This is a genomic window from Arthrobacter ginsengisoli (assembly GCF_031456935.1).
GTDB classification, from domain to species: domain Bacteria; phylum Actinomycetota; class Actinomycetes; order Actinomycetales; family Micrococcaceae; genus Arthrobacter; species Arthrobacter ginsengisoli.
In genome coordinates this window covers 1-23,798 of the sequence record NZ_JAVDVQ010000036.1, presented here as the reverse complement: position 1 = coordinate 23,798, position 23,798 = coordinate 1, and the positions used below count along the sequence as shown (strand labels likewise).

The window sequence follows — 23,798 nt, the reverse complement described above, 5'->3', positions numbered from 1 at the left end:
GGAACGTCTGGCCACCGCCCGCCAATACGCGGACCAGGGCTACGGCGCCACCGGGAAGTCCCTGCGGGTGCTGACCGCGGAGGCCGACGGTGGCCCGTCATGACCGGACCTAACCCATGATCAAAGAAGCCGCCTGGCATGTCCTGATGCCCGTCCGCGGAACCACCGCCTCCAAGACCCGCCTGTTCCCGGACGACGCTCACGGCGCACGGCGCCGTGAGCTGGCGCTGGCCTTTGCCTGCGATGCCGTCACGGCCGCCCTTGCCAGCAGCGTCGTGGCGGAGGTCAGCGTCATCACGGGGGACCCGGAGGCCCAGGTGTTGTTCGCCGGGCTGGGGGCGAGCGTGATTGCCGAGACCGGGGGGTCCGGGCTGAACAGCGCCATCCGCCAAGGACTCCGGCAAATCCGCGCCGCCCATCCCCTGCGGTGGCGTGCTGTGCTGATGGCCGATCTGCCGGCGCTGGCCAGCGCAGATGTTACAGCTGCCCTGCGGCTCGCCGGCCGGTACCGGACGGCGGTGGTGCCCGACGCCGCCAGCAGCGGAACGACCATGCTGACCGCCGGTCCAGGCACCGAGCCGGAACCGCAGTTCGGCCCGAGTTCCCATGCCGGACATCGCGCCGCCGGCCTGAGGACCCTCGATCTGAGCCCGGCCTCCACACTACGCCGTGACGTGGACACGCTGGCTGACCTCGCCGTGGCCATGGAGCTGGGCCTGGGCCGCCATACCCGTACGGCCCTGCGGGCTTGGAGGATGCTGCCGGCGGCCTAGGACGCTGCCGTTGCCAGTGCCGAAGCAGCGCCCAGGGCCGCTGCGGCAAGATCCGCGCTGGTCTGGATGTCGTTCATCCACAGCGGAACAACAACCGGCCGGACCCCCGAACGGGCGATAAGATCGGACAGCCCAGCATCCGTGCTGTCTATCAGCCATGTGTCCAGGATCCCGCCGGCGGGACGCGCACCATAGTGCAGGGCCACGGCATCGGCGCTGGTCCTGACGCCGATGGCGGCCAGACAGGCGTCCGCCATGCCCCGGACGGCAGCTCCGGAAATAATCGGCGAGATCCCCACGACCGGGGCTGGCGTCGCCCGGAGTGCCTCCCGGATGCCCGGCACATTCATAATTGTGCCGATGGACACCACCGGATTGGACGGGGCCAAGATGACGGCATCGGCGCCCGCAATAGCCGCCAACACACCCGGCGCCGGGGCCGCTCCCGCGAGCCCGGCCTGGATGAACTCCCGGGCAGGCCGCTGGGCGCGGTGCCGGACCCACCATTCCTCGAAGTGCACAATTTCCTGCGGCGCATCGGCTGTGGAACCGTCCAGCGCCACATGGGTTTCAACTTCCTCATCGCTCATGGGCAGCAGCTCCACGCCCAGGTCCCAGCGTGAGGCCAATTGTCGGGTGACCTGGCTTAACGGCAGTCCGGCGCGTAGCAGATGCGAGCGGGTTATGTGGGTGCCAAGGTCCAGATCACCGAGGGTGAACCAAGGCCAGCCAACGCCATAGGCGGTCAACTCGGCGCTGACGCGTTCCGTTTCACCGGCCCGGCCCCAGCCCCGCGATTCGTCGTTGACGCCCGCGAGGGCATACATCACCGAGTCCAGATCCGGGCAGACCCGCAGGCCCGTCAGCCACATGTCATCGCCCGTGTTGACTACAGCGGTGATCTCGGCCGTTGTTCCGCCGGCGCCATCCGGCATCACCTGACGCAGATGGTGGCGCAGCCCCCGCAGGAAACGCGCCCCGCCCACGCCACCTGCCAGCACCGTTATTCTCATGCGGGGGCACTGCCCTCTGCGATAACTGCGGATTCAACGGTTGACCTTTGTCCTGCCGCGAAGCCCTCATGGAATCCTTCCAGACGGGCTTCTGCCGATCCGAGCCGGAACAAGTCATCTTCCACAGGGCGAATCAGAGTCCGCGCCCCGGGCTCCTCCAGGGGCCGAACCAGATGGTCCATGCCGTGGACCACTGCGACGGGCCGGCGCGAGGTCTTACCCAGCACCAGATTAGCTGCACCGGCTATTTCATCCGCTACCGCGGTAATTGTGACGTCCATGGGCCTGTCGAAATCGTCCCGTGTTCCGCGCAAATCATGGGTGACAGCCATTCCCGCGGCGCCGATAGCCAGATCGGTCTGCCCCAAGCGCCAGGGGCGGCCCAGTGTGTCGGTGATGATCACCCCTAGGTCGAAACCGAACCGCTGGCGCAACCCGATGCACAGCGCCCGGGCAGACGCATCTGGGTCCTCCGGCAGGAGTAGCACCGTGCCGTCAGGGGTATTGCTCGCATCGACGCCCGCGGCGGCGAGCACCAGTCCCAACTTGTTTTGGACAATTCGGGTCACACCGCCGGGGTGTGGTTTGCTGGCGACCAGCCGCACTGTTTCAGCCGTAATGGCATCCTCACGGCTGTCTGCCTTCAGAGAACGTCCTTCGGCCTTTGAAACTATTTTGCTGGTCACCACGAGGATATCGCCAGTGGAAATCTCATCTTCGATGGCGTTCCCCACCAGCATCAGTAGGTCATCGCCGGCGGCAATCTCACCAAGTCCACCGATCCCGACGACGGTAAACTGCTGTGGCGGCTCTTCCGCCTCGCGCGCTCCAAAGCCAGCCAACTTACTTTGATTCATCCCAAATCCCGTCAGACGCAGTCCGCTATTTTCCCAAGAGTAGCGTCTTCCTGTAACCGTTAGAGTTGTTCGTTCTGATCGTGTCGAAGCCTTAGCCCGCTCATCTTCGGCATCTGCGCCCTGGAATCCGCACTACAGCCGTCCTCCAGGGATGGGCGAGCCTGTGGGCATGAGGGCGTTTTCGGCTCGCAGTACGTACGGGGGAGTTGTTCTGCGGCATGGACCGCCGACTCGACGAAGCCATGGACGTTGCCAGGGCCCAAGCAAGGCGCGAACGCCGTCGGGGCATTATTGTCACGCGGCACCGTTTCGATTCCTGACCGTTGCACCCAGCGATGCAGTGCCCTTCGGCCTAACCCGCGAACATCAGGACTGGTGACCGGGTGTCGTATGGATCAAGGTGCCCGATCAGGAGGGATGAATTCTGTCCCCAGACGCGGCGTATACGTTCCCGCGCGTTCGTGGAAATGGTGACCGGCAGAACTCGAAGGGGCCGGTGGGGGCGAAAAGCGTTCTGGAGTGTGCGTCCCAGTGGTAGACGAACCAGCCCGAGAGGGTGGTTTCGTCGTCGGCCCTGATGTCTTCCTCATGGATGGCCCTGAGCCGGGTGACGGCTTCGGGGTGGTTCCACCACTGCGGGCACCCGTACCTGAGTTGTCCTCGTCCGGTATGGATTCTATGTCGTGGACGAACGCCTCGACCCAGGCCATGAAGTTCTCGGTCAGCTCCTGCTCGGCGGGGCCGTCCTCTTCCTCATTGTGGGACTGCCGGGTGCCGGTCATGCCGGGATTACCTTGACCGGTTCTGCGGCGGCCGCTGCCCGCAGCACGGGCCTTGCAGCCATCTGAACGGCTGCCGCCTGTCCGGCGAGGATGGTCTTCTTCAGGGCGGGGTTCTGGCGCCAGGGCGTGAGCTGGATCAGAGCCGCGGGGGTGATGGAGGTGCTGAGGACGGCGGTGAATTGGGCAGGTTGGCCAGGTCCTCGACGCTGGCGCTGGGGAGCCGTTCCTTGATCTTGGAGCGGGACGGCACGCTGGTAAGTGCCGATGGTTTGGGATCCCGGCCAGCCAGGGGGGTCGTCGTTGCTGCCGACAACCCGGACGCCGGACATCTGCCCCAGGGTCTCCATGCCCTTCACTCCCCCACCCCCAGCCGCCGTTCCTAGTGGGCGTGGATTCCGAAACGCTGACTGGATGACCGATATTCCGGCAGAGGACCGCCGGCGGAGTCTGAGCCGCGCCCGCCTTCTGACATGCTCCGTCATTCTCATCGATCAGCTATTCCAGGACGCCCATGTGCTGCATGGAAAAAGACGGATCACACGTAAGGGACGTCGCCGGGACCTGGATTCTCTCGGGTCTGCCAATGCAGTATGCGGAAAAGTACAACGGACTCTTTGCCCAGCGTTTCCTGGTGGTGGCCGCTGACATGAGGATGAAACTGGCAGCCGGCTGGACTCCGCCCAGCTGCGTGGCCCAGGAGCTTGCCGTACGGTTCCTTCCGGACCAAGTTGAGGTCACCGCAGACACCTACGAGCTGGACCTTGACCCGGGTTGGCGAAGTCGACTGACCGACAGAATGCTCGAAGATACCGACAGCGACACGATGGATCCTCGCTACTTGAGACGACGGTGTTCCGACGCTTCATCAAAGGACAGAACGGGGCTAACGTCCGCCGGCCAGGAATGTCTCCGCCTGTTCGACCAGTTCATCGTGATCGGCGAAGACCACGTCCTCCTTGGACCGGAAATGCCGGAAAAAGGTGCTGCGCGAGATTCCGGCTCCCCGTGCGATGTCCTCCACGCTGGTGGCCTCGAAGCCCTTCGCTGCATACAGGCGCACCGCGGTTCCCGCGACGGCCGAGCGGAAGCCGGTTTGGCCGCTGCCGGGCGCGTTCGGGGTCGCCGCATTCGTATGTCCGGTCCTGAGGGCGCCCTTTTCCATGGTCCTACGGTATCGCGGCGCCGGGGCCAGGGGTCCGCCTGCCGGCGCCCCGTAGAATATCGGCATGAGTAGCATGCAACAGCTGACGCCCGGGGTGTCATTGACAGCACAGGTCACGGACATGCTGCGGGCCGCCATCACCTCCGGCGAGATGGGTCCCGGGGAGCACTATTCGGCGATCGGACTGGCCGAGAGGCTCGGGGTGTCGCGGACGCCGGTGCGGGAGGCGCTGCAGTTGCTCGAGAAGGAGGGCATCGTCCGGATCGAGAAAAACCGCGGTGTCCGGGTGCTGCAGATTTCGCTGAATGAGATCGTGGAGATCTTCCAGATCCGGATCATTCTCGAGCCTCCCGCCGCGGCCCGGGCCGCCGAGGTTGTCACCGAGGATGACCTGGGGCATTTCCGCGTGCTGCACCGGCGCATCCTGGCTGCGGCCGCCGGCGATGACGGCCCCGGCACCCTCCAGGCAGACAAGGACTTCCACCTGTTTCTGCTGGGACTGGCGGACAACCCCCGGCTCACGGCCCTGGACGGCGAACTGCGCAATCTCGTGCTCGCGCACGGGCTCGTGACCATCCCGTCGGTCCGGAGCAGCCAGGATCTCGCCGATGACCGCCGCGACATCCTTCAGGCACTAGAGCGGCGGGACCCGCAGGCGGCCGCCGGGGCCGTGCGCGAACATGTCACCCGGACCGCGCGGCTGCTGATCGCCGGCGTGTGCGCAAATACGCCGGGACTGTCCGCCGACGTGTATTTAGCCAAGCTGGAGCAACTGACCAGATTCTCTGGCTGACGCCCAAGAGGACGGGTCGGCGGCCCGGATCCGGGCGGGGCAACGGAACGGCTCTTTACAAGAGAGACCCCTTCTCCTACAGTTGCATGCAACATACAACTAGTGGAAGGGTGCACCGTGGCATCCACATCGCAGGGCAGGACGGGCGCTCTGCCGCAGCCGCTCGCCGGGATCCGGGTCGCGGATTTCTCCCGGGTCCTTGCCGGGCCGCTGTGCACGATGATGCTGGCCGATTACGGTGCCGAGGTCATTAAGATCGAAAGCCCCGCCGGGGACGATACCCGGGCCTGGATGCCGCCCGTGGCCGCGGACGGCACCGGGACCTACTTCGCCAGCGTCAACCGCAATAAAAAATCAGTGGTCTCAGACCTCAAGACCGACGAAGGGCTGGCCTGTGCCCGGACTCTTGTGGCCGGCTGCGACGTCGTGGTCGAAAATTTCCGCCCCGGCGTCATGGCGAAATTCGGGCTCGACTATCCGAGCCTCGCCGCGGACCGACCAGACATCGTCTACTGCTCGATCTCGGGCTTCGGTGCCGGGGCTGGGGCGGACCTGCCCGGCTATGATCTGCTGGTCCAGGCGCTCGGCGGGCTGATGAGCATCACCGGCTCCCTGGAGGCGGAACCCAGCAAGGCCGGGGTCGCCCTGGTCGACGTGCTCACCGGCCAGAACGCCCTGACGGGCATCCTGATGGCCCTGCGGGTGCGCGATGCCACCGGCACCGGCCAGCAGGTGCAGGTCAACCTGCTCTCCTCGCTGCTGGCAGCCCTGGTCAACCAGGGCACCGCCACGCTGGCGACCGGGACATCCCCCGCCCGGCTGGGCAATGCCCACCCCAGCATCGCACCCTATGAGACCTTCCGCACCGGCGGCGGCACCCTCGCCGTCGCGGTCGGCAACGACCGGCAGTTCGTGGCACTGGCCGGGGTCCTGGGGCTCCAGGGCCTGGCGGAGGATTCCCGGTTCCGCACCAACGAACGCCGCGTGGCGTTCCGGACGGAACTGCGCACCATCCTTGAAGGTGCGCTGGAAGCCGGCACCGCAGCCGTGTGGCAACGAAAATTGTTGGCCACCGGGGTTCCCGCGGGCAAGGTCAACAGCATCGGCGAGGCTCTGGACCTGGCCGGCAGCCTGGGGCTGGAGCCATCCATCGTCCTCACCGACCCTGCCACCGGCCGAGAATCCCGGCAGCTGACCAACCCGATCCGGCTCTCCGGAACCGCACCTGCCTACCGGCAGGTTCCCCCGACCCTGGGCGAGCACCAGGGCAGCACCTTCGCTCCCCGAATTCTCGACCACCGTGAAAGGCCCCTAAGTGTCTGATATCAGCGACCTAATTGATATTGATTCCCTGCTCACCGCCGACGAGCGTGCGCTGCGCGATTCCGTGCGGTCCTTCGTGGACAGTGAGATCAAGCCGAACATCGCAGCCTGGTACGAGAAGGCCGTCTTCCCGCTCGAGATTGTTCCGGAACTGGCCAAGCTGGGCCTGCTCGGCATGCATTTGAAGGGCTACGGCTGCGCCGGCCGGTCCGCCGTGGACTACGGCCTGGCCGGCGCGGAACTGGAGGCCGGGGACTCGGGACTGCGCACCTTCGTCTCGGTGCAGGGCTCACTGGCCATGAGCGCGATCTTCAAGCACGGCTCCGAGGAGCAGAAACAGCAGTGGCTCCCGGCGATGGCCAAAGGCGAGGCGATCGGTTGCTTCGGCCTGACCGAGCCCACCGCGGGGTCCGATCCGGGCGGCATGACGACCTTTGCCCGCCGCGACGGCAGTGACTGGGTCCTCAACGGCGCCAAGCGCTGGATCGGCCTGGCCTCCGTGGCGCATGTCGCCGTCATCTGGGCCCAGACCGACGAGGGAGTCCGCGGCTTCGTGGTGCCCACCTCCACCCCAGGATTCACCGCCACCCCGATCGAACCGAAGCTGTCGATGCGCGCCTCCATCCAGTGCGACATCGACCTGACCGACGTGCGCCTGCCCGGCAGCGCGGTGCTGCCGAACGTCACCGGGCTCAAGGGCCCCTTCTCCTGCCTGAACGAGGCCCGCTACGGGATCATCTGGGGCGCCATGGGCGCCGCCCGCGACGCGTTCGAGGCCGCCCTGGACTACTCCAAGGGACGCATGCAGTTCGACAAACCGCTGGCCGGATACCAGCTGACCCAACAGAAACTGGTGGACATGGCCCTGGAGATCAACAAGGGCTTCCTGCTCGCCCTGCACCTGGGCCGCAAGAAGGACGCCGGCACGCTGCAGATAGAGCAGATCTCGGTCGGCAAACTGAACAACTGCCGCGAGGCCATCAAGATCGCCCGGGAGGCCCGCACGATCCTCGGCGGCAACGGCATCACCCTGGACTACTCACCACTGCGCCACGCAAATAACCTCGAATCCGTGCGCACCTACGAAGGCACTGACGAGGTCCACACCCTCATCCTCGGCAACAAACTCACCGGCATCCCCGCCTTCCGCTAGCCCCTCCGCCACCCGCCGTGACACACCCAGTAGAACGTTGGATCCACCGACCTTTAACCAGGGCACGACGGTAGCACTAAGAGGTGCTGCCGGAACTCTATTCCGCCACTGACTGTAGTTTGAAAAGCGCCCCTCAGCCTTCCCGTGAGCCTGAGGTACACCCCACCTTGATGTCAGGAAGTCCTGCAAACATCGTCGGAATATGGTCCAAAATTCGATTCCTGCACACTCATGCTGGGCAATCTCAGAAGCAAATCTGACAGAAAAGCCCACACGAACATCAAGGGCCCACTCCCCCTGAGTGCCATGCCCTTCCGGTGTTCGGCTACAGCTTCGCGGCGTGCCTGTTCGGCGCTGATCGTTTCGATGCCGGATTCGAGGTACGCGGCGTCCGTGCCGACGTCCCGGGTGTCGATGCCGTAGCGGTTCTGGACTTCGGACTGGACCCGTTCCGACGCCGCGAGGGCGGCCGGGTCGTGGTCTTTCCACCCCACGGCCAGGGTATGGACCTGGGCGATGTCGTTCGGCTGCGCATGGTCCCACCACTGGTCCTTGTGGACCGGGGCCAGGACCCCCTGCACGGCGGCGCGCTCGGCGGCCGCGCGGACCTGCGCTTCGTGTGCGGTTGGGGGTCCTGCTGCTCGCGCTGGCGCAGGGATTCCTGCCGCATCCGGACCAGGGTTTCAGCGATCCGTGCGGCTGCCATCAGGGACTGCCTGAGACCGCCGTCCACTACCTCGTCAATGCCGTCTGCTTCAATCATGATCGGTACTCCCCCTCGTCGTTGTTCTGATCTCGTGCAGGTCTTAGCGGTCCAGGACCGGACCGGCCTCGGGGCCGGAGCGCTGCTGCATCCTGGCCCTTTCGGACGTGGACGGCACGACGGAGCCGGGGCGGGCCGGGGCCATGCCCCGGCGTCCAATGTCGGCCGCCGTCTGAGCAACACCGGCACTTACTGATTGGCTCTCGCCGGCGCCGATCAGGACGGGTGTGGGCATGGTCGCGGTGAACGGTGCCAGCTGCTGCGTGACCACGGCGCGGATGCGCTGGGCCTCCCGCATGCGGCCGGCCTCGTGGTGCATTTCGTACACGGCAAAGGCGGTGTTGATCAGCTGCACCATCAGCGCGGTCTGCGCCGCGGTTTTGTCCATGCTGGCCGCGGCCATGAACAGCATCGCGGTCCCCGCGATGGAGGGCAGCGGCACCGGCTCGCCGTGGTCCCTCGGTGCGCGCAGCTGGGCCGTCCGGGACAGCTCAGCCGCGGTCGCGGCCAGCGGGCCGGGGACGGCTTCGAGGCGGTGGGACCAGGCCGCGAACGCACCGGAGGCGTCGCGGGCGGCCCTCGCCCAGGTCGCGTGATCGTCCTTCGGCAGGGCGCGCAGCCGCTCCACGAGTGCGGTGGCGTTGCGCGTGTACTCGGCCCAGACCTGAGGCCCGGGAGTGGCGTGCTCCGGGCCGGTGGTGATGACCTTGCGCCGGTTCCTCGCGGCGGCGTTCCACTCCCCCGCGGCCACGGCGGCGGACTGCGGTGAGTCGGTCCATTCCTGCCGGAGGGCTCCGAGTTTCAGGTCGGTTGCGAGGGTGCCGCCGCCGAACCAGATGGGCCGTTCTCCGCGCGTCGGGCGTTCGGCCACGGAGTAGCCGACCACGACGTCGGTGGTGTTCTTCGCGTACAGGGGGCGGACGAGCAGGCCGGTGTCGCGGGTGCGGCGGACGAACTCCGCCTCAGACCCGGATGCGCTGGCGCTGGCGCGCACCTTGCGGGCCAGGGAGGCACGGTGCATCTCCCTTTCGTCCCGGACTGCGGTGGCTTTCTCTGCCCGGTCGTAGCCGCGGGAGGAGTGGATGGAGGAGAGTTCTTCGAGTCCGTATTTGGTCTCCAGGGCCCGGCAGGTCTGCTGTGCTTTTTTGTAGTCGCCGTGGGTGGATGCTTTGGTGCCGTCTTCACGGATCAGGGACACGGCGATGTGGATGTCAATTTCCCGTTCCAGCAATGACACGTTGGGAACGGATCCTCACCAACAGCTTGCCAGCGTCAGCAACAGGCTGCCATCCCGGAGGGCGCGGCTCGACACGTCCTCGCCAATCACGGAAGCTATAGAACATGCCCCGCACCCAAGGGGGAGAGTCGGTGCTCTCCCGAGCCGTCCGCATTGTAGAAGCCTTCGGACCCGGCGATGCCGCCCTGACCGTCACCGAAATTGCCCGCCGGTCCGGGCTCCATATCGCCACCGCATCGCGCCTGTTGGAGGAACTGAGCAGTTTGGGCTGGCTGGAACGCGACGAGGACCGAAAGGTGCGGATCGGGGTCCGGATGTGGGAGGTGGTCTCCCGGGCCTCACCGACCCTGAGCCTGCGGGAAGCTGCCATGCCGGTCATGGAAGACCTGCACACCATCGTCCGCCAGCACACCCAGTTGGGAGTCATGGAAGGTGACGAGGTCCTCTTCGTGGAGCGACTGACCGCGCCCGGGGCCGTCATCAACTACACCCGCGTTGCGGGCCGGCTGCCTCTGCATGCCTCCTCCTCCGGGTTGCTTCTGCTGGCGTACGCTCCGCCGGCGCAACAGGAGCGGATCATCGCCGGGCCCCTGGAAGTGTTCACCGATCAGACCATCAGCAGCCCCTTGCAGTTGAGGACTGCCCTCGCGGAGGTGCGCCGACAGGGGTACGCGTTCCTCGCCGGCCACATCCACCCCGATGCCGCCGGGGTCGCCGTGCCGGTCCGGGACCCTGCCGGGAAGGTCGTTGCCGCCCTGGCGGCTGTCGTGCCCAACGATGCCAGCGCGCGCTCCCGGATCGCCGCACTTCAGGCCGCGTCCGCGGCCGTTTCCCGGGCCATGGAGTATCCGGCACCGCCGCCCAGGTGACCTGCGCCACATTTCACTCTCAATCATTGAGAGTCCCGTAGTGAGGGGCAACCCCTGAAGGCGAACCTTGGAGGAGAGCAACGCGAGCAAAGGAGCCGAGATGTTCACCGGAAAGAATTCCGCAGCCGACGCGTCACAGATCAAGCTGACCGTGACTGCGAAGACCAGGGCCTCAAACGACGTGGTGGCCCTGACGCTCGCCCGCCCTGACGGGCGCAGGCTGCCTGACTGGACCCCCGGATCGCATGTCGATGTGGTCCTGCCTTCCGGCATCAGCCGCCAGTATTCACTCTGCGGGGACCGGTGGGATGCCCACAGCTACCGCATCGCTGTCCTGCACGAGACGGAAGGGCGCGGCGGCTCCGCGTACATCCACGAACAGCTCACCGAGGGCACCATGATTGCCCTGGGCGGGCCGCGGAACAATTTCCCCCTCGTGCCGTCCGAAAAGTACCTGTTCATCGCCGGCGGCATCGGCATCACGCCCATGCTGCCCATGCTCCAGCAGGCAGACATGCTCGGCGCGGACTGGAAGCTGCTGTATCTGGGCCGGTCACGGGCCACCATGGCGTTTCTTGATGAGCTGTCCGCCTACGGCGACCGGGTCTCGGTCATGCCCAAGGACGAATCCGGGCCGTGCCGGCTCGAGGAGTTCAGCGGCGGCGACGCCGCGGACACCAAGGTCTACGTCTGCGGCCCGCAGCGGATGCTCACCGCCGTCGAACGCCACTGCGCAGACTGGCCGGTCGGGCTCCTGCGCCTGGAACACTTCGCCGCCAAAGCCCAGGGCGCCCCGGCGCGGGACACGGCTTTCGAAGTGGAGCTCGCCAGGGCCGGGCTGTCCGTGACCGTTTCCCCGGACCTGAGCATCCTCGACGCACTCCACAACGCCGGAGTCCACGTCCTGACGTCCTGCCGGGAGGGCACCTGCGGAACCTGCGAGGTCACTGTCCTGGCCGGAGAACCGGACCACCGCGACTCCCTTCTCGGCGACGCCGACCGGGCTGCCGGACACTGCATGTTTCCCTGCGTCTCACGCTCCTGCAGTGACCGCCTCGTTCTTGACCTCTAACCCGGCTTCCTGCGGAAGGACCCCCGATGACCGTCCAAATGTCCACCTCCAACACACCCGTCAGCGACGTTGACCCCTTCAGCTACGACGTTCTTGAGGATCCGCTGCCGTTCCAGGCTGACCTTCGCGCCGCCGGCCCTGTGGTCTATCTGGAGAAATACGACGTCTACGCGATGGTCCGTCACGAGGAAGTGCACGCCGCCCTGACCGACTGGCAAACCTTCCAGTCCGCAGCCGGAAGTCCGAGAAGCACCGATGAGCCGGCTCCAGATCCGGGCCGTCGCCGTAGCCATCTGCCTGATGCTGATCGACGGCATGGACGTCGCCGTCGCCGCCTACGCAGCCCCTTCATTGTCCCGGGACTGGAGCCTGGACCCGGTCACGCTCGGATTCCTTCTCAGCTCCGGGCTCGTAGGGATGGCCGCCGGATCGCTGTTCCTGACACCGTTCTCGGACAAGATCGGCAGGCGCCGGATGATGCTGGTCGCGCTGGTCCTTGTCAGCGCCGGCATGGTCTTGTCGGTCTTTGCCGCCGACGTTGTGCAGCTGATGGCGTTCCGGGTGCTTGCCGGTCTGGGAATCGGAGGCATGATCGCCAACCTGAACGTCGTCGTCTCTGAATACTCATCCGACAAACGAAGGGGAGCATCTTCGGGCTGTACACTGCGGGATTTGCCATCGGCGCAACACTTGGCGGCTTCATCGCGGGACCGCTGATCCCGCAATTCGGCTGGCGGTCAGTGTTCGTGGTCGGCGCAGCAGCGAGCATCCTGATGCTCGCCGTGGCGTGGCGTTTCCTCCCCGAATCCCTGGACTACCTTCTCACCAAACGCCCCGGGGGCGCCTTGACCAGGGTGAACACCGTCCTGGAACAAATGCGGCGGCCCCTCCTGTCAGAGCTGCCTGAGCTCACGAAGGACCAACAGGCGCACAGGGGAATAAAAGACCTGCTGACCGGACGTATGGCCGTGCAGACGGTGCTGCTCTGGGCCGGATACGGTCTGGTGATCGCCGCCTATTACTTCGCCAGCACGTGGACCCCGAAACTGATCGCCACGGCCTCCGGAGATGACTCCCTGGGCGTAACGATGGGTCTGATCGTGAACTTCGGCGGCATCATCGGCTGCTTCATCTTCAGCATCCTGGCAATGTTCCTGCGCAGCCGCCACCTGCTGATCGGATCTCTGGCGGTCTCGGCGCTTGTTTACGTGGTGTTCGGCATGGCCTTCAACCAGACGTCCATGGCCATCATCATCGGCGCCGTTCTCGGCGTTGTCACATCGGCGAACGTCGCCGGGTTCTACGCCACAACGCCGGCTCTCTTCCCGCCAGCGCTCCGCGGGACCGGGATCGGTTGGATGATCGGCATCGGACGGCTTGTCTCGATCATCTCCCCGATTGTCGTCGGCTACCTGCTGGCCGCGGGCTGGAAGGCCGAAACGGTCTTCATGCTCTTTGGCGTTCCCCTGATCGTGTCGGCCCTGGCCATGGCCGCCGTCTGGTCCCTGAACGCCCGGAAGCCGACCGTGGAACCTGCTCTGGCCGAGATCCACTAGGTGAGCACAACCAGCCATGCGGTGCCTGAAGGCCGGAACCGAGAAGGCGTAGTTGCCGCCCGTCTACATTCCGTTCCGGCTCTTGGTAGTCCGCAAGCGACAGGTGACCCACAGGCAAAGAGAAGGGTAAGCAGCAGCGTCGGATGTTACGCCTGCGCCTCGCTTGGCCTTCCATGAAAGCCGACGAGTCTTCTTCGCAACGACTACTGAGATGGCTGTTTCCGTCCGGTAAAGGTTCCCCCACCGGCCGGATAGCCAACCCCTCGATGCCCGCAGTCCGCCGGACGTCAGGCGGCCATAGTTGTTGTGGCTGCGGAGGGTGGGTTGTAGGTGGTGCCGTCACGGAGCATGGGCCAGAGGACATTGAGCCGTCGTCGTGCAAGCGACAGCATTGCTTGGATGTGGGATTTCCCTTCCGCACGTTTGCGGTCGTAATAGCCGCGCGAGGAGGGACAGGACTTCAGGGCGGAGAGCCCGGAGAGGTAGAAGACCCGGAGGAGCCTTCGGTCATAGCGTCTGGGCCGGTGATGATTGCCGCTGATTCTCCCGGAGTCCCTGGGGGCCGGTGCCAGTCCGACGACGCCTGCGAACCGGTCGGCGGACTGGAAGACCGTGAGGTCACCGCCGGTGGCGCCAAGGAACTCGGCGGCAAGAACTGGGCCGAACCCTGGCATGCTCAACAGCACCTCGGTGTGCTGGTGTTCGGTTACTTTCTCGCTGATCAGCGCATCGAGGTTGGCGAGTTCCTCGTCCAGGGTCAGGATTTCCCGGGCGAGTGCGGCGGCGATCCCCTCCCCCATGTGCTGGGCGGGAACGATGGTGTGCTGGGATTTCGCCGCCTCTACGGCAGCTGCGGCAACTGCGGTAGAGGAACGGGCGCCGTGCTTCTTCAGCCAAGCGTGGATCCTGGCCTGGCTGGCGCGGCGGATCCCGTCCGGAGTGCGGTGTTTGGTCAGCAGCAACAGTGCGGCTTTGGAACGGCTGTAGTCGAAGGCCCGTTCAAGTGCGGGGAAGTATTCCAGCAGTTGGGCCTGCAGACGGTTGATCGCTCTTACCCTGTCCGCGGACTTATCGGCACGCCGGGCGGTCAGGAGCCGCAGCCCGGTGCTGATCTCGTCCCCTGCACGTAACGGTTGCAGGTCAGTCCGCATCCGGGCCTGATCGGCGATCACGGCAGCGTCTTTGGCGTCTGTCTTGCCGTCGCCGCGGTAAATCTTGGAGGCGTGGTGCACTGTCCGGCCGGGGATGTAGAGGATGTTCTGGCCGTGACCGACGAGCAGGGCTATTAGCAGAGCCGGTCCGCCATGGTTTAGATCGGTCGCCCACACCACCTTGTCCCCGTCGGCAAGTTCGAGCACGCCGGCGAGGAGTTGGAGCAGGGCTGGTTCATCGTTGGGGACTCGTTGGGAGAGCAGCCGGTTTCCGTCGGCGTCGATCACGACGCAGTGATGATGGGCTTTGCCGGCGTCAATACCGGCCCATAGCTGCACCAAAACAGCCTCCAGTCTGTCGGAGGGGTGGAACCCGGCAGATAACCGCGCCGTCGTGTCCTTATCCGGCGATTCAAGTCGCGTCTCTCAATCAGCGGTCGGGTCATCGCGGGGCGGCGGGCGGCCAATCCTACGGAGCCGCCACGACCTGGATCGTCCGGCCACAGCAACCAAAGCCATACCCTCCTCCCCTGGGTAGCCACGACCGTACAACGGCCACGGAACCACCCGTCAACACCATAAGGACAGCAACCAAAAAACGTCACAGACGTAAAGCCAGGGCCAGGGATGACCGGAGCTCTGCGACGGACGGCACTGGACCCCAGCAGCCGGCCGCGCCAGCGGACGACCGAACGGGTGGGAGCCCTGCGAGCATTCGCTCTGCCCTGTGTTCCCCTAGGATCCGTACATACGGCCCGGGAAATGGGTTTTCAGTCTGTTCGTTGCCTCTGTCAGGACCCGCTGCCCGTGCGGAGGGATCACTGCCCCGACCCGCTGTTACGCGTACGCGTACCGTTCCCCGGAAGGTACGGGCGATGGGACCACAAGCGTCTGGAGGACCGTCTTGTAGGCTTTTCCTTCCGGCTTGCTGTTGTCGGGGATATTCTGGGGAAATCAGCAGCACGAGCGGGCCGGTGATCATGGCTCGTGGAGGAGGGCTGTTAGCTTCACTGGCAGCCGCCCTGCAGTGGCAGGGCTGGAGGCCTTCGTGTTAGGAGCTGCTTTGAATTCTTCAATGACGAGACCACCCAACCGATCTGGCGGCAGGCCTCAAAGGACGTTCGGCGTCGAGGAGGAATTCCTGCTCGTCGACGCCACGACGGGGCAGCCCGTCCCTGCCGCGGAAGCGTGCTTGGCCAAGGCTCCGCAGCCCCCTGAAACCAGCGGAAGCTCATTGTTGGCTTTGGAGGTCCAGCAAGAGCAGCTCGAGGCGGTTGGCCCTGCCTGTTCCACGCTGCAGGAAATGATTGCGGCCATCCGCGAGGGCCGGCGGCTTGCTGACGAGGCAGCCCGTTTGGTGGGCGCACGAGCGGTCGCCGTGGCCACCAGTCCCGTCCCGGCCACCCCTACCCTCGTACCGCAGCCGCGTTTCCTGAACATCGCAACGCGGTTCGGGTTGACGCTCCGGGAGCAACTCACCTGCGGCTTCCATGTTCATGTCCGTATCACCGACGGTGAGGAAGGGGTGGCAGTCCTGGACCGGATCCGGGTCTGGTTGCCCGTGCTGCTGGCGCTGAGCGCGAACTCCCCCTTCTGGCAGGGTGCCGACACCGGATACGCAAGCTTCCGCTACCAGGCGTGGAACCGCTGGCCGACCGCCGGGCCCTGCGAAAGGTTCGGATCAGAACGGGAATACCACCGGTACGTGCAATCCCTGCTGACAACGGGCGTTCTCCTCGATGAAGGCATGGTGTACTTCGACGCGCGCCTTTCCCGGAACCACCCCACGGTGGAGGTGCGCATCGCCGACGTCTGCATGGAGGGCTCACACGCCGCCGCGATTGCCGCGATAGTGCGGGCACTCGTTGAACGGGCCGCCCAGGAATGGCGCGCCGGGATTTCTGCGCCCCGGCTGTCCGCCGGACAACTGCGCCTCGCGGCGTGGAAGGCAAGTCAATCAGGAGTCGAAGACACCCTCCTGCACCCCCTGCTGAACACTCCATGCCCGGCCGGAGAAGTGATCCAGGTCCTCCTCTCCCATATCCGGCCAGCCCTGGCCGACAGCGGGGACGAGGAGCAAGTGACCGTGGAAGTGGCACGGATCCTGGCCTCCGGGACGGGATCACGCCGGCAGCGCGAGATCATGATGAGCACCCAGAGCCTGCCCGCCGTGGTGCTCGAGGCCATCGGACACACCCACGGGACCGCCACGGCCCCGCATCGCCCGTCCCGGCGCCTGCAAACAAGCTGACTGACCCGACAGGAAATGGATGGACAGCCGCGACAGCGCTCGACGGACGCTCACTCGCTTCGCCGCTGGCTCCCGTGGCCCGGACGCCAAGACAGATGTCCACTTCGACCCTGCCGGCCAGGACATTCTTGCCCGCCTGCTGCTCGTTGCCGCCCTCGACGGCCGCCCGATCACGCAGGTCCACATCTGGCTGACCCGGCCGGCGGACGACGAGGGAGTGGATATTCGCAAGGCCCACGGCTTCATCCCAACCTCCAACGCGGTCGGTCGGCATCGTCAACGCACCCGAGAAGCAGCGCGGCGGCGTGTATGGCACCGCCCTGCAAATGGTGTCCTGCCTGACGAACCGCCAGGTGGCACGGTGGGTAACTCCGCAGGGGCCCGCGATGCGGTTTCCCGAGGCGAGTGCTTCTTCATACTGCCTCCGTACTTCGGGGTCGGAGATCCTGCTGTAGATCATGGACGTGGACGCGCTCTTGTGTCCCAGGATCGTCATGATGGTCTAAACGCCGGCTTTGACCAGGAGCGCGTCGATCATCATGAAGAAGTGGGTGCTGTGGTCTGTTGCTTCCGGGTCGGTCATGTATTGGATGGCGGCGCCGTCGTAAATCATCAGGAAGAGCCTCACCAGTGTCGGGAAGCCTGTGCGGCACTCCTCGCCGCTGTTTTGGGCAGCGGCGGAGAAGATGTTTCCCAGTTCCACTTCGTAGGCGGGGTAGATCTTCGCAGCCAGCGGACTGACGGCGGCGTTGCGTGTTGCCCACAGAATGAGTTCGATCTCGGCAAGTATGTTCGCCGGTTCTTCCTCCAAAGCGCGCCAATAGCCCTCGGCTACCTGCTCGACGGCTTTGCGCAGACCCAAGTGAACCGGGACGTCACTGGAAAAGCGGCTCAGGTTTTTCAGCCAGGCCTCGGCGGCCTTGTCCATGAGCTCGTCTTTGTCGCTAAAACAATAATGAGCGGTTGCCAGCGGAGCGTTGGCCTCCTTGGCGATGGCCCGCATGGTCACCGATTGAATGCCCTCACGGCGCATAAGTTCAACCGTGGCCGCAATCAGCTGTTCTTTTCGTTCCGAAGCGGATACCCGCATAGACCTCTCTCCACCCTCCAGTGTTAATGCCTAAGACCGTATCCTGGCTGTCGAAGCAACAGCCAGGATACGGTCGGGGGCGTCAAAGCGTGCCGTTACCTGGCGGCCAAAATGTCGCCCACGGCAGGCGAGCCGGAGTCCACGTCCTGTGAAGGACCGTTCAGGTAGCGGTCCATGGAGTCATCCATGGCGTTGAGCCAGCGGGTGTGGTGCCGGGTGGCCATGGTGCCGGTGACCACGGAGCGGTGCAGCATGTCGCGGTACCCCAGGATGTCCGTTTCCTTGTGGTGCATCCAGTCCTTGAACAGCTGGCACACTGCGTCCAGGTCGAAGGGCGGGTAGTCCGTGGCGTCGATGAGCTCCCGCAGGTAGTCCGTCTGGAAGTCGGCCTCGGCATCGTGGTCGGTCAGCGCGGCCTGGCGTTCAAGCCACGCATCGATGTTCTTTTGGCGCTCGGCAAGGGACGGCAGTTCAATCACACCGGTCATGACGTCGCGGGCAAACCAGGCCTGCGCGTCGAACATGTTGAAGGTGTAGTACTGGTCCTGCGCACCGAGGTAGAACAGGTTGGTGTTCTGCTGCCACACCACACCTTTGTAGAGGTTGCCTGGGTACAGCACGTTCGGCGACTTCAGTGAGAGTTCGCTGGGCAGGTACGGGTACTTGTGCTGGTATCCGGTGCAAAGTACGACGGCGTCAAAGTCGCCTTGGGTGCCGTCGCTGAAGTGTGCGGTGGGGCCGCTGAAGTGGGTGACGAGCGGGCGCTCCACCGTGTTCGCCGGCCAGTCATAGGCCATGGGGGTTGTGCGGTAGCTGAGGGTGATGGAGGCAGCGCCCATCTTGTGGGACTGCATGCCGATGTCCTCAGCGGAATAGCTGCTGCCGATCATCAGCAGATTCTTGCCGTAGAACCGCTCCGCCCCGCGGAAATCATGGGCGTGCAGCACTTCACCCGGGAAAGTCTTGATGCCTTTGAACTCCGGGACTGACGGGACGGAGAAGTGTCCGGTCGCAACCACCAGTTTGTCGAACACGTGCGTTTCAGTTTTGTTGGTTTTGAGGTCTTCCACAGTCAGCGTGAATTCCTGGGTGGCCTCGTTGTAGCTGGTGTGCCGCGCCACGCTGTTGAAGCGGACGTACTTGCGGACATCGGACTTCTCCACGCGGCCCTTGATGTAGTCGAAGAGAACCTCGCGGGGCGGGAAGGACGAAATAGGACGGCCAAAGTGCTCGTCGAAGGAGTAGTCCGAGAACTCCAGACATTCCTTGGGCCCGTTGGACCACAGGTGGCGGTACATGCTGGAGTGAACCGGTTCGCCGTGGGCGTCCAGCCCGATGCGCCAGCTGTTGTTCCACTGCCCGCCCCAGTCGTCCTGCTTCTCAAAGCACATGATGTCGGGGATGTCGGCCCCTTTTTGGCGTGCTGATTCGAATGCCCGCAGTTGTGCCATGCCGCTGGGGCCTGCACCGATGATTCCTACTCGAAGTGTCATGCTGCTCTCCTCTTCCAACTTTTATGGGCGCCGATGAGTGGCTTTGTGAATTAAGTTGCGCTGGACGGTGCTTACGGGTTGAAGGTGCGGTCGCCGGCGAAGAACCCCAGGCCGTACTCGGGGGTTTCGAACTTCACGGTGGTGCCCTTGGGGAAGAACAGCACGTCGCGTTCCTTGGCGTGCGTGACTTCGCCGGTGGTCTGGTGCGTGAGGATGAATTCGCCCTTGATGACAACCTTCATCTCGTCGTAGGTGTACGTGTACACCAGCGGCTCGGACGCCTTCAGCTCGAAGAAGCCGGCGCACATGACCGAGCCCTCAGGGTTGTGCAGGGAGTCGCCGATCGCGGCGACCGTCCCCGGCTCGTTCATCGACGGCAGGCCGAGGAAGCCGTTCTCTACCTTGTGGATGGATCCGGCCTTGCTCAGTGTTCCTACGAGGGTGGTTTCCATGATGTTCTCCTGTGAATTAGGTGAAGATTTCTTCGAACTGTTCATAAAGGCATAAACGGCCATTAAGGCATTCGAAGAGGCATAGGGAATGGCGCATAAGGGACTGCATTGACGGGGCCTCTGAAACCGGGTTGTGGCTCCGGGAGGAATGGCTGTAAATCCGACATTCATGATTCACATTGGACCGCTGAGCTCCTCTTTGAGCTCTGCGGTGTGAAGTGAATCACGTTTGCTCGTTCACCGACTTTCACATGAACGGCCGTGCAAGTCAATCGTTCAGGAAAAATTTCGGGTGATTCTTTTTTGAGACCAGACTCTCGGGTGTGAAGGCCGCCGGGAGAATCCACAACCCTCGTCATGGACCCTTGACTGGGACGCTTGTCAATGTCAAAGTATTCAAATCCGTGATCCACATCACGTTGATGCACCTGTTTTTAGATTCACCGAAAGTCCCTAAGCAGGCTTCCATTTGAAGAACGGTGAAAGATTATGACCATAGCCACCCAGCCCACGTCACTGACGACGGGGGAATCGATTGACCTCTGGTCAGCGAAGTCCATGAAGGTCATGAAGGACGCATGGCCGCGACTGCGCTGCAGGTTTATAAACGCGGATCCCATAGGCCGATGGGAGGACTTCCGGCTCTCAGAGTGGGAGCTGGAAGCCTGCGGCTGGGAAGACTTCCACCCCCACTCAGAAACGAACTTCGTAGTGGAAGGCGAGCTCCACATCGAGTCGGAGGGCACCATTGTCATCCTGAGGCCCGGCGACTCAGCACGCGTAAACCCCGGACAGCTTGGCCGGTACTGGGCGCCTGTCTACGCCCGGATGTTTACCGTCTACGGCCCCAACCCCGACGGTGCGGAGTCGCACTCCTTCCGGTACTTCGAAATCTAGCGATAGATTCCTCCGCACTCACTCCAGACGCGGCGCCGGCACCATCCCTTGACGGGCACGCCCATCCGTCCGGAGCGGCTCTGCCGGCGAAGGCGTCCCCCTCATCCTGCCGGGCAGGAAGTTTCCCAGGCTGATCAGCGGCCGTCCATTTCTGTCAAAGAAAACATCTTGAACAAGCAGAAATGATCTCAGCACTCCCCCTACAGGCTCCGGAACCTTTCCGCCCCAGGGTCAATGCGCGAACATTCACGCCTGAATTCACTCTCACCGGCCTCAATACCTGCACTGCCGATCCCTGTTGCAGGTTTAGCCGGGCCTTAAAGGTTTGCAAATACGAACAACCAGCCGCCCCGTGTGCAAAGCATGCTTCGGACTCCACATATTGCGGAAGCAGCGCGGACAGGCCTGCATGACGCGGTAAAACCTGCCTGCAAAGCACCCTTATCAAAAGGCCGGCCGAGTTTCGCACAGCCACACAGATTCAAAATCCCAGCAAATTCAATCTAAAGGAACGGGCGATCTCAGGTCGCCTCAGGAGACTCTTATGAGCAAAGATTTATCAAACGGTGTCGGTCACCTGGAAAGGTCGATCAACTGGAAACAGGGGTTGGCAATTGCCTTGGGCGTGCCCTTGTTGATCCTGCCGTCCCTGGGCTACCTGCCGATGTACATGGCTGCCGCAGCAATCCTTATCTGGGCCTTGTCGGTCATCCAGGGGTTCATCCAGAACGCTGCCTATGCCGAGCTGGCCACCACCTTTCCCAAGGCGTCCGGCCTGCCAGGCTTCGCCCAGCACGTGTTCCGTACCGAGAACTACAAGGGCAAGTACGACAAGGGAAAGCTGATCGGCGGCTTCTCCGCCTGGAGCTACTGGTTCGCCTGGAACCCTGTCCTGGCGATCTTTGCCATCCTGGTGGGCGGTTACCTGCATGGGCTGTTCCCGGTCCTGGCCCAGACCTTCACGGAGTACCAGCTCTCACTGATCTCCGGCCTGGTGATCTTCACCGGACTGTTTATCGTCAACTGGTTCGGCCTCAAAGACGGCGCCATCCTCGGCTACATCCTGGCCGCCATATCCCTGATCCCCCTTGTCATCCTGACCGTGGCGCCTTTTGCTACCGGACACGTGGACTTCGCTAACATCACCGGCAACTGGTGGCCGGCCGACTGGGCCTGGGACATGCACCACATCCTGATCCTCTTTGGCATCTTTGCGATTGCCCAGTGGAGCGCGTGTGGCTGGGAAACGGCAGCCATTTACGCTCCGGAGTACAAGAACCCGTCCAAGGATGTCCCGAAAGCGCTGTTTGCCTGCGGCGCTATCTGCTTCCTCTCCTACGTGCTGGTGCAGGCTTCAGTCATCGGCGTGCTCGGCGTGGAAGGTGTGATGGCGGAGCCTGTATCGCCGCTGATTCCGGTTGCCCAGGCCGTCTTTGGGGAGGCCGGCTCAGTCGTCACCATCATCATGTTGATCGCTGCCATGGTCCTGATCATCCAGACGGCATACCTGGGCTCGTCCCGGGCCTTGCACTCCATGACCACGGAAGGCAACCTTCCCAAGGTGTTTGGCAAAACGAACCGCCACGGGACTCCCTTTGTGGCCCTGCTCGTCACCGCGGCCTTCAACATGGTCCTGATTTCCATGGGATCCCTCTCCGCCATCCTTGCGGCCGCCGCCATCGGCTACACCTGCGCCAACGGCATCAGCCTGTTCGCCTACGTCAGGGCCAAGAAGCACCCAGCCTTCGCCTCCCTGGAACGGCCCTTCAAGGCACCCAGGGGCTGGAAGAACGTCGCCCTGACCTTCGGCCTGTTCAATCTTCCGCTGTGCCTGATCGGCGTGGTCTACCTGAACAGCCAGGAAATCGGCTGGACATCAACCTGGCTCGGCTTCCTCGTCCTCTCGCTCTACATCCCCATCTGGTTCTATTCGCAGCGCGAATCGGGGCGCCGGAACAACGAACCGGCCGTTGCCGCCTCTTTGGGCAACGAGTCAGACAACGATGCCCAGGACCTGGAAAAGGTTCCATCCCCCAGCTGATACCGGACTGCGCAGGACGGGAGCGCCGTCGTCGTAATTAATTACGACGGCGGCGCTCCCGCGCCAGGCTGGGCGAACCGAGTCTGAGCGCCGAATGACAGAAGAAGCCCCCTGACCTGCATATCTACCTAGTCCTTCAAGCCACGGCGGAAACTTGAGCCAATACTGAGGGAATAGACCCCGGTTATTGATAATCGTTCGCAATGATGAAGGCGTGCTGCGGCAGGACTCCAGCTCACCTTCCTGAGCGCTAAAGTTGGCCAAGCCGGTTCAGCAATGCACAGGGAGACCGACAGAACAGACGAACATTTGGCAGCCCGACGCCGACCGACTTCCTCCCCGACTACGCTCTACCGCCTCACAGACGTAACCGAATTTCGCAGCGTTATCCGTGCGAAGTACCTCGACATGGAGGGATTCAACGTCCAGGAATGCGCCGTTGGCGATCGCCCAGCCTTGCTCGTCCAAGGACACGTTGAAACGGAGCGCGCCGAATGGGCCGGAAGCGTTAGTGAGCTCATCGACGACGAGGTGAATGCCCGAAACACGACGGCCGCGGCGGTGCTGCTTATCAAAACAGCGGATGGCGTCACCTGAGCGCTGTCGTACGGCATGGGCTTCTTCCTACTAGACCAGGCGTTCATCGATCCGGGATTCGGACAGCGAATCGCGGTCCGCGTAGCCGATACGGAAAACACGCAAGACGATGGATGACCGGGCCAAAGTGGATCGCTCATCCATCCCATCCGGGGCTCAACTGCGTGGCTTTGGCATCGGGGGGTTCGGCGAGCTCGTGACCCGTCTCGTGGCAACAGCAGAGATTCCTGGACTGAGCATCGGCAAGTCTTTCAAACTGCGTGGAGCAGATGCCCTCAGCGTGCCCCTTGCACAGAATCCAAGAGGACTCTTGTCAGACCTCGCGGCAATCGAGGCCGTTCTAGCCAAACCCGCACTCAAAGAACTTGAGGCCCTAGGTGATTAAGTCCTATTGGTTTTAGTGGTCGTAGGCGATGAGTGAGCGCTTGCGGGGTGCGTTGATGCGCCAGTTGTGCCAGATGCCGGCGGCAAGG

General features: G+C 64.0%; 24 protein-coding genes and 1 pseudogene. 14 read left to right on the top strand and 11 right to left on the bottom strand.

The genetic code is table 11. From position 1 onward, the window contains the following. Positions 1-116: 116 nt before the first annotated feature. Positions 117-773, top strand: a complete 657-nt coding sequence (cofC, locus tag J2X01_RS20830; RefSeq protein ID WP_310062090.1) for a 2-phospho-L-lactate guanylyltransferase — start codon at positions 117-119, stop codon at positions 771-773. On the opposite strand, the gene cofD is transcribed toward cofC, so the two are convergent. From cofD to J2X01_RS20805, 5 genes are all read right to left on the bottom strand, one after another. After that, a complete protein-coding gene (gene cofD / locus J2X01_RS20825) occupies positions 770-1,786 on the bottom strand; it encodes a 2-phospho-L-lactate transferase (RefSeq protein ID WP_310062087.1) in 1,017 nt (338 codons plus the stop codon). The two genes, cofC and cofD, sit on opposite strands and share 4 nt — an antisense overlap. Further along, complete coding sequence (gene cofE / locus J2X01_RS20820; protein WP_310062083.1) at positions 1,783-2,643, bottom strand: coenzyme F420-0:L-glutamate ligase; 861 nt, start codon at positions 2,641-2,643, stop codon at positions 1,783-1,785. The genes cofD and cofE overlap by 4 nt, the downstream gene beginning before the upstream one ends. A 408-nt stretch (positions 2,644-3,051) precedes the next feature. Continuing rightward, positions 3,052-3,237, bottom strand: a complete 186-nt coding sequence (locus J2X01_RS20815) for a DUF4913 domain-containing protein (protein WP_310062098.1) — start codon at positions 3,235-3,237, stop codon at positions 3,052-3,054. Positions 3,238-3,421: 184 nt separating this feature from the next. Beyond that, positions 3,422-3,772: a hypothetical protein gene (locus J2X01_RS20810; RefSeq protein WP_310062079.1), complete on the bottom strand. Its 351-nt coding sequence runs from the start codon at positions 3,770-3,772 to the stop codon at positions 3,422-3,424. Between the two features lie 536 nt (positions 3,773-4,308). Further along, positions 4,309-4,587 (bottom strand): helix-turn-helix domain-containing protein, encoded by a 279-nt coding sequence (locus J2X01_RS20805; RefSeq protein ID WP_310062076.1) that lies wholly within the window; start codon positions 4,585-4,587, stop codon positions 4,309-4,311. Between the two features lie 64 nt (positions 4,588-4,651). Here J2X01_RS20805 and J2X01_RS20800 point away from each other — a divergent pair, with 64 nt between their 5' ends. The 3 genes from J2X01_RS20800 (at position 4,652) to J2X01_RS20790 (ending at position 7,856) form a co-directional block, all read left to right on the top strand. Then, positions 4,652-5,380 carry a GntR family transcriptional regulator gene (locus J2X01_RS20800; protein ID WP_310062073.1) on the top strand — a complete coding sequence of 243 codons (729 nt, stop codon included), beginning with the start codon at positions 4,652-4,654 and terminating at the stop codon, positions 5,378-5,380. 117 nt (positions 5,381-5,497) lie between these two features. Continuing rightward, a complete protein-coding gene (locus J2X01_RS20795; protein ID WP_374725009.1) occupies positions 5,498-6,703 on the top strand; it encodes a CaiB/BaiF CoA transferase family protein in 1,206 nt (401 codons plus the stop codon). Further along, complete coding sequence (locus J2X01_RS20790) at positions 6,696-7,856, top strand: acyl-CoA dehydrogenase family protein (protein WP_310062071.1); 1,161 nt, start codon at positions 6,696-6,698, stop codon at positions 7,854-7,856. The genes J2X01_RS20795 and J2X01_RS20790 overlap by 8 nt, the downstream gene beginning before the upstream one ends. Before the next feature lie 173 nt (positions 7,857-8,029). Here J2X01_RS20790 and J2X01_RS20785 read toward each other — a convergent pair whose 3' ends face one another. Together J2X01_RS20785 and J2X01_RS20780 are read right to left on the bottom strand one after the other, a co-directional pair. Further along, on the bottom strand, positions 8,030-8,437 hold the full coding sequence (locus J2X01_RS20785; protein ID WP_310062069.1) for a hypothetical protein: 408 nt from the start codon (positions 8,435-8,437) through the stop codon (positions 8,030-8,032). 225 nt (positions 8,438-8,662) lie between these two features. Continuing rightward, complete coding sequence (locus J2X01_RS20780) at positions 8,663-9,856, bottom strand: relaxase (RefSeq protein WP_310062066.1); 1,194 nt, start codon at positions 9,854-9,856, stop codon at positions 8,663-8,665. A 104-nt stretch (positions 9,857-9,960) separates the two neighbouring features. On the opposite strand from J2X01_RS20780, the gene J2X01_RS20775 reads away from it, so the two are divergent. The 4 genes and pseudogenes from J2X01_RS20775 to J2X01_RS22095 all read left to right on the top strand — a co-directional run bounded on the left by J2X01_RS20775 (position 9,961) and on the right by J2X01_RS22095 (position 13,353). Next, on the top strand, positions 9,961-10,725 hold the full coding sequence (locus J2X01_RS20775) for an IclR family transcriptional regulator (protein WP_310062063.1): 765 nt from the start codon (positions 9,961-9,963) through the stop codon (positions 10,723-10,725). Positions 10,726-10,825: 100 nt separating this feature from the next. Continuing rightward, the gene (locus J2X01_RS20770; RefSeq protein ID WP_310062059.1) at positions 10,826-11,797 is read left to right on the top strand and encodes a PDR/VanB family oxidoreductase; all 972 of its coding nucleotides are present in this window, start codon (positions 10,826-10,828) and stop codon (positions 11,795-11,797) included. A 255-nt stretch (positions 11,798-12,052) separates the two neighbouring features. Further along, a pseudogene (locus J2X01_RS22100) lies at positions 12,053-12,891 on the top strand (MFS transporter); the annotation flags it as partial. Further along, on the top strand, positions 12,886-13,353 hold the full coding sequence (locus J2X01_RS22095) for an MFS transporter (protein WP_374725010.1): 468 nt from the start codon (positions 12,886-12,888) through the stop codon (positions 13,351-13,353). The pseudogene J2X01_RS22100 and the gene J2X01_RS22095, both read left to right, overlap by 6 nt. A gap of 287 nt (positions 13,354-13,640) precedes the next feature. On the opposite strand, the gene J2X01_RS20755 is transcribed toward J2X01_RS22095, so the two are convergent. Beyond that, positions 13,641-14,846, bottom strand: coding sequence for an IS110 family RNA-guided transposase (locus tag J2X01_RS20755; protein WP_310062052.1), 1,206 nt, complete (start codon positions 14,844-14,846; stop codon positions 13,641-13,643). A gap of 733 nt (positions 14,847-15,579) precedes the next feature. On the opposite strand from J2X01_RS20755, the gene J2X01_RS20750 reads away from it, so the two are divergent. After that, positions 15,580-16,755 carry a glutamate--cysteine ligase gene (locus J2X01_RS20750; RefSeq protein ID WP_310062050.1) on the top strand — a complete coding sequence of 392 codons (1,176 nt, stop codon included), beginning with the start codon at positions 15,580-15,582 and terminating at the stop codon, positions 16,753-16,755. A gap of 502 nt (positions 16,756-17,257) precedes the next feature. On the opposite strand, the gene J2X01_RS20745 is transcribed toward J2X01_RS20750, so the two are convergent. The 3 genes from J2X01_RS20745 to J2X01_RS20735 all read right to left on the bottom strand — a co-directional run bounded on the left by J2X01_RS20745 (position 17,258) and on the right by J2X01_RS20735 (position 19,790). Then, the gene (locus J2X01_RS20745; RefSeq protein WP_310062047.1) at positions 17,258-17,845 is read right to left on the bottom strand and encodes a TetR/AcrR family transcriptional regulator; all 588 of its coding nucleotides are present in this window, start codon (positions 17,843-17,845) and stop codon (positions 17,258-17,260) included. Between the two features lie 95 nt (positions 17,846-17,940). Beyond that, a complete protein-coding gene (locus J2X01_RS20740; RefSeq protein WP_310062045.1) occupies positions 17,941-19,338 on the bottom strand; it encodes a trimethylamine monooxygenase in 1,398 nt (465 codons plus the stop codon). A gap of 71 nt (positions 19,339-19,409) precedes the next feature. Then, positions 19,410-19,790 (bottom strand): cupin domain-containing protein, encoded by a 381-nt coding sequence (locus tag J2X01_RS20735; RefSeq protein WP_310062043.1) that lies wholly within the window; start codon positions 19,788-19,790, stop codon positions 19,410-19,412. 489 nt (positions 19,791-20,279) lie between these two features. Here J2X01_RS20735 and J2X01_RS20730 point away from each other — a divergent pair, with 489 nt between their 5' ends. The 5 genes from J2X01_RS20730 to J2X01_RS22085 all read left to right on the top strand — a co-directional run bounded on the left by J2X01_RS20730 (position 20,280) and on the right by J2X01_RS22085 (position 23,710). Further along, the gene (locus tag J2X01_RS20730) at positions 20,280-20,687 is read left to right on the top strand and encodes a cupin domain-containing protein (protein ID WP_310062040.1); all 408 of its coding nucleotides are present in this window, start codon (positions 20,280-20,282) and stop codon (positions 20,685-20,687) included. Positions 20,688-21,231: 544 nt separating this feature from the next. After that, complete coding sequence (locus tag J2X01_RS20725) at positions 21,232-22,728, top strand: APC family permease (RefSeq protein ID WP_310062037.1); 1,497 nt, start codon at positions 21,232-21,234, stop codon at positions 22,726-22,728. 408 nt (positions 22,729-23,136) lie between these two features. Next, entirely contained in the window at positions 23,137-23,325 is a 189-nt protein-coding gene (locus J2X01_RS22090) for a hypothetical protein (protein WP_374725007.1), read from the top strand. Positions 23,326-23,328: 3 nt separating this feature from the next. Then, positions 23,329-23,442, top strand: coding sequence for a hypothetical protein (locus J2X01_RS22145; protein WP_510183412.1), 114 nt, complete (start codon positions 23,329-23,331; stop codon positions 23,440-23,442). Further along, positions 23,435-23,710 (top strand): DUF6119 family protein, encoded by a 276-nt coding sequence (locus J2X01_RS22085; protein WP_510183411.1) that lies wholly within the window; start codon positions 23,435-23,437, stop codon positions 23,708-23,710. Before J2X01_RS22145 ends, J2X01_RS22085 begins: the two co-directional genes overlap by 8 nt. Positions 23,711-23,798: the final 88 nt, after the last annotated feature.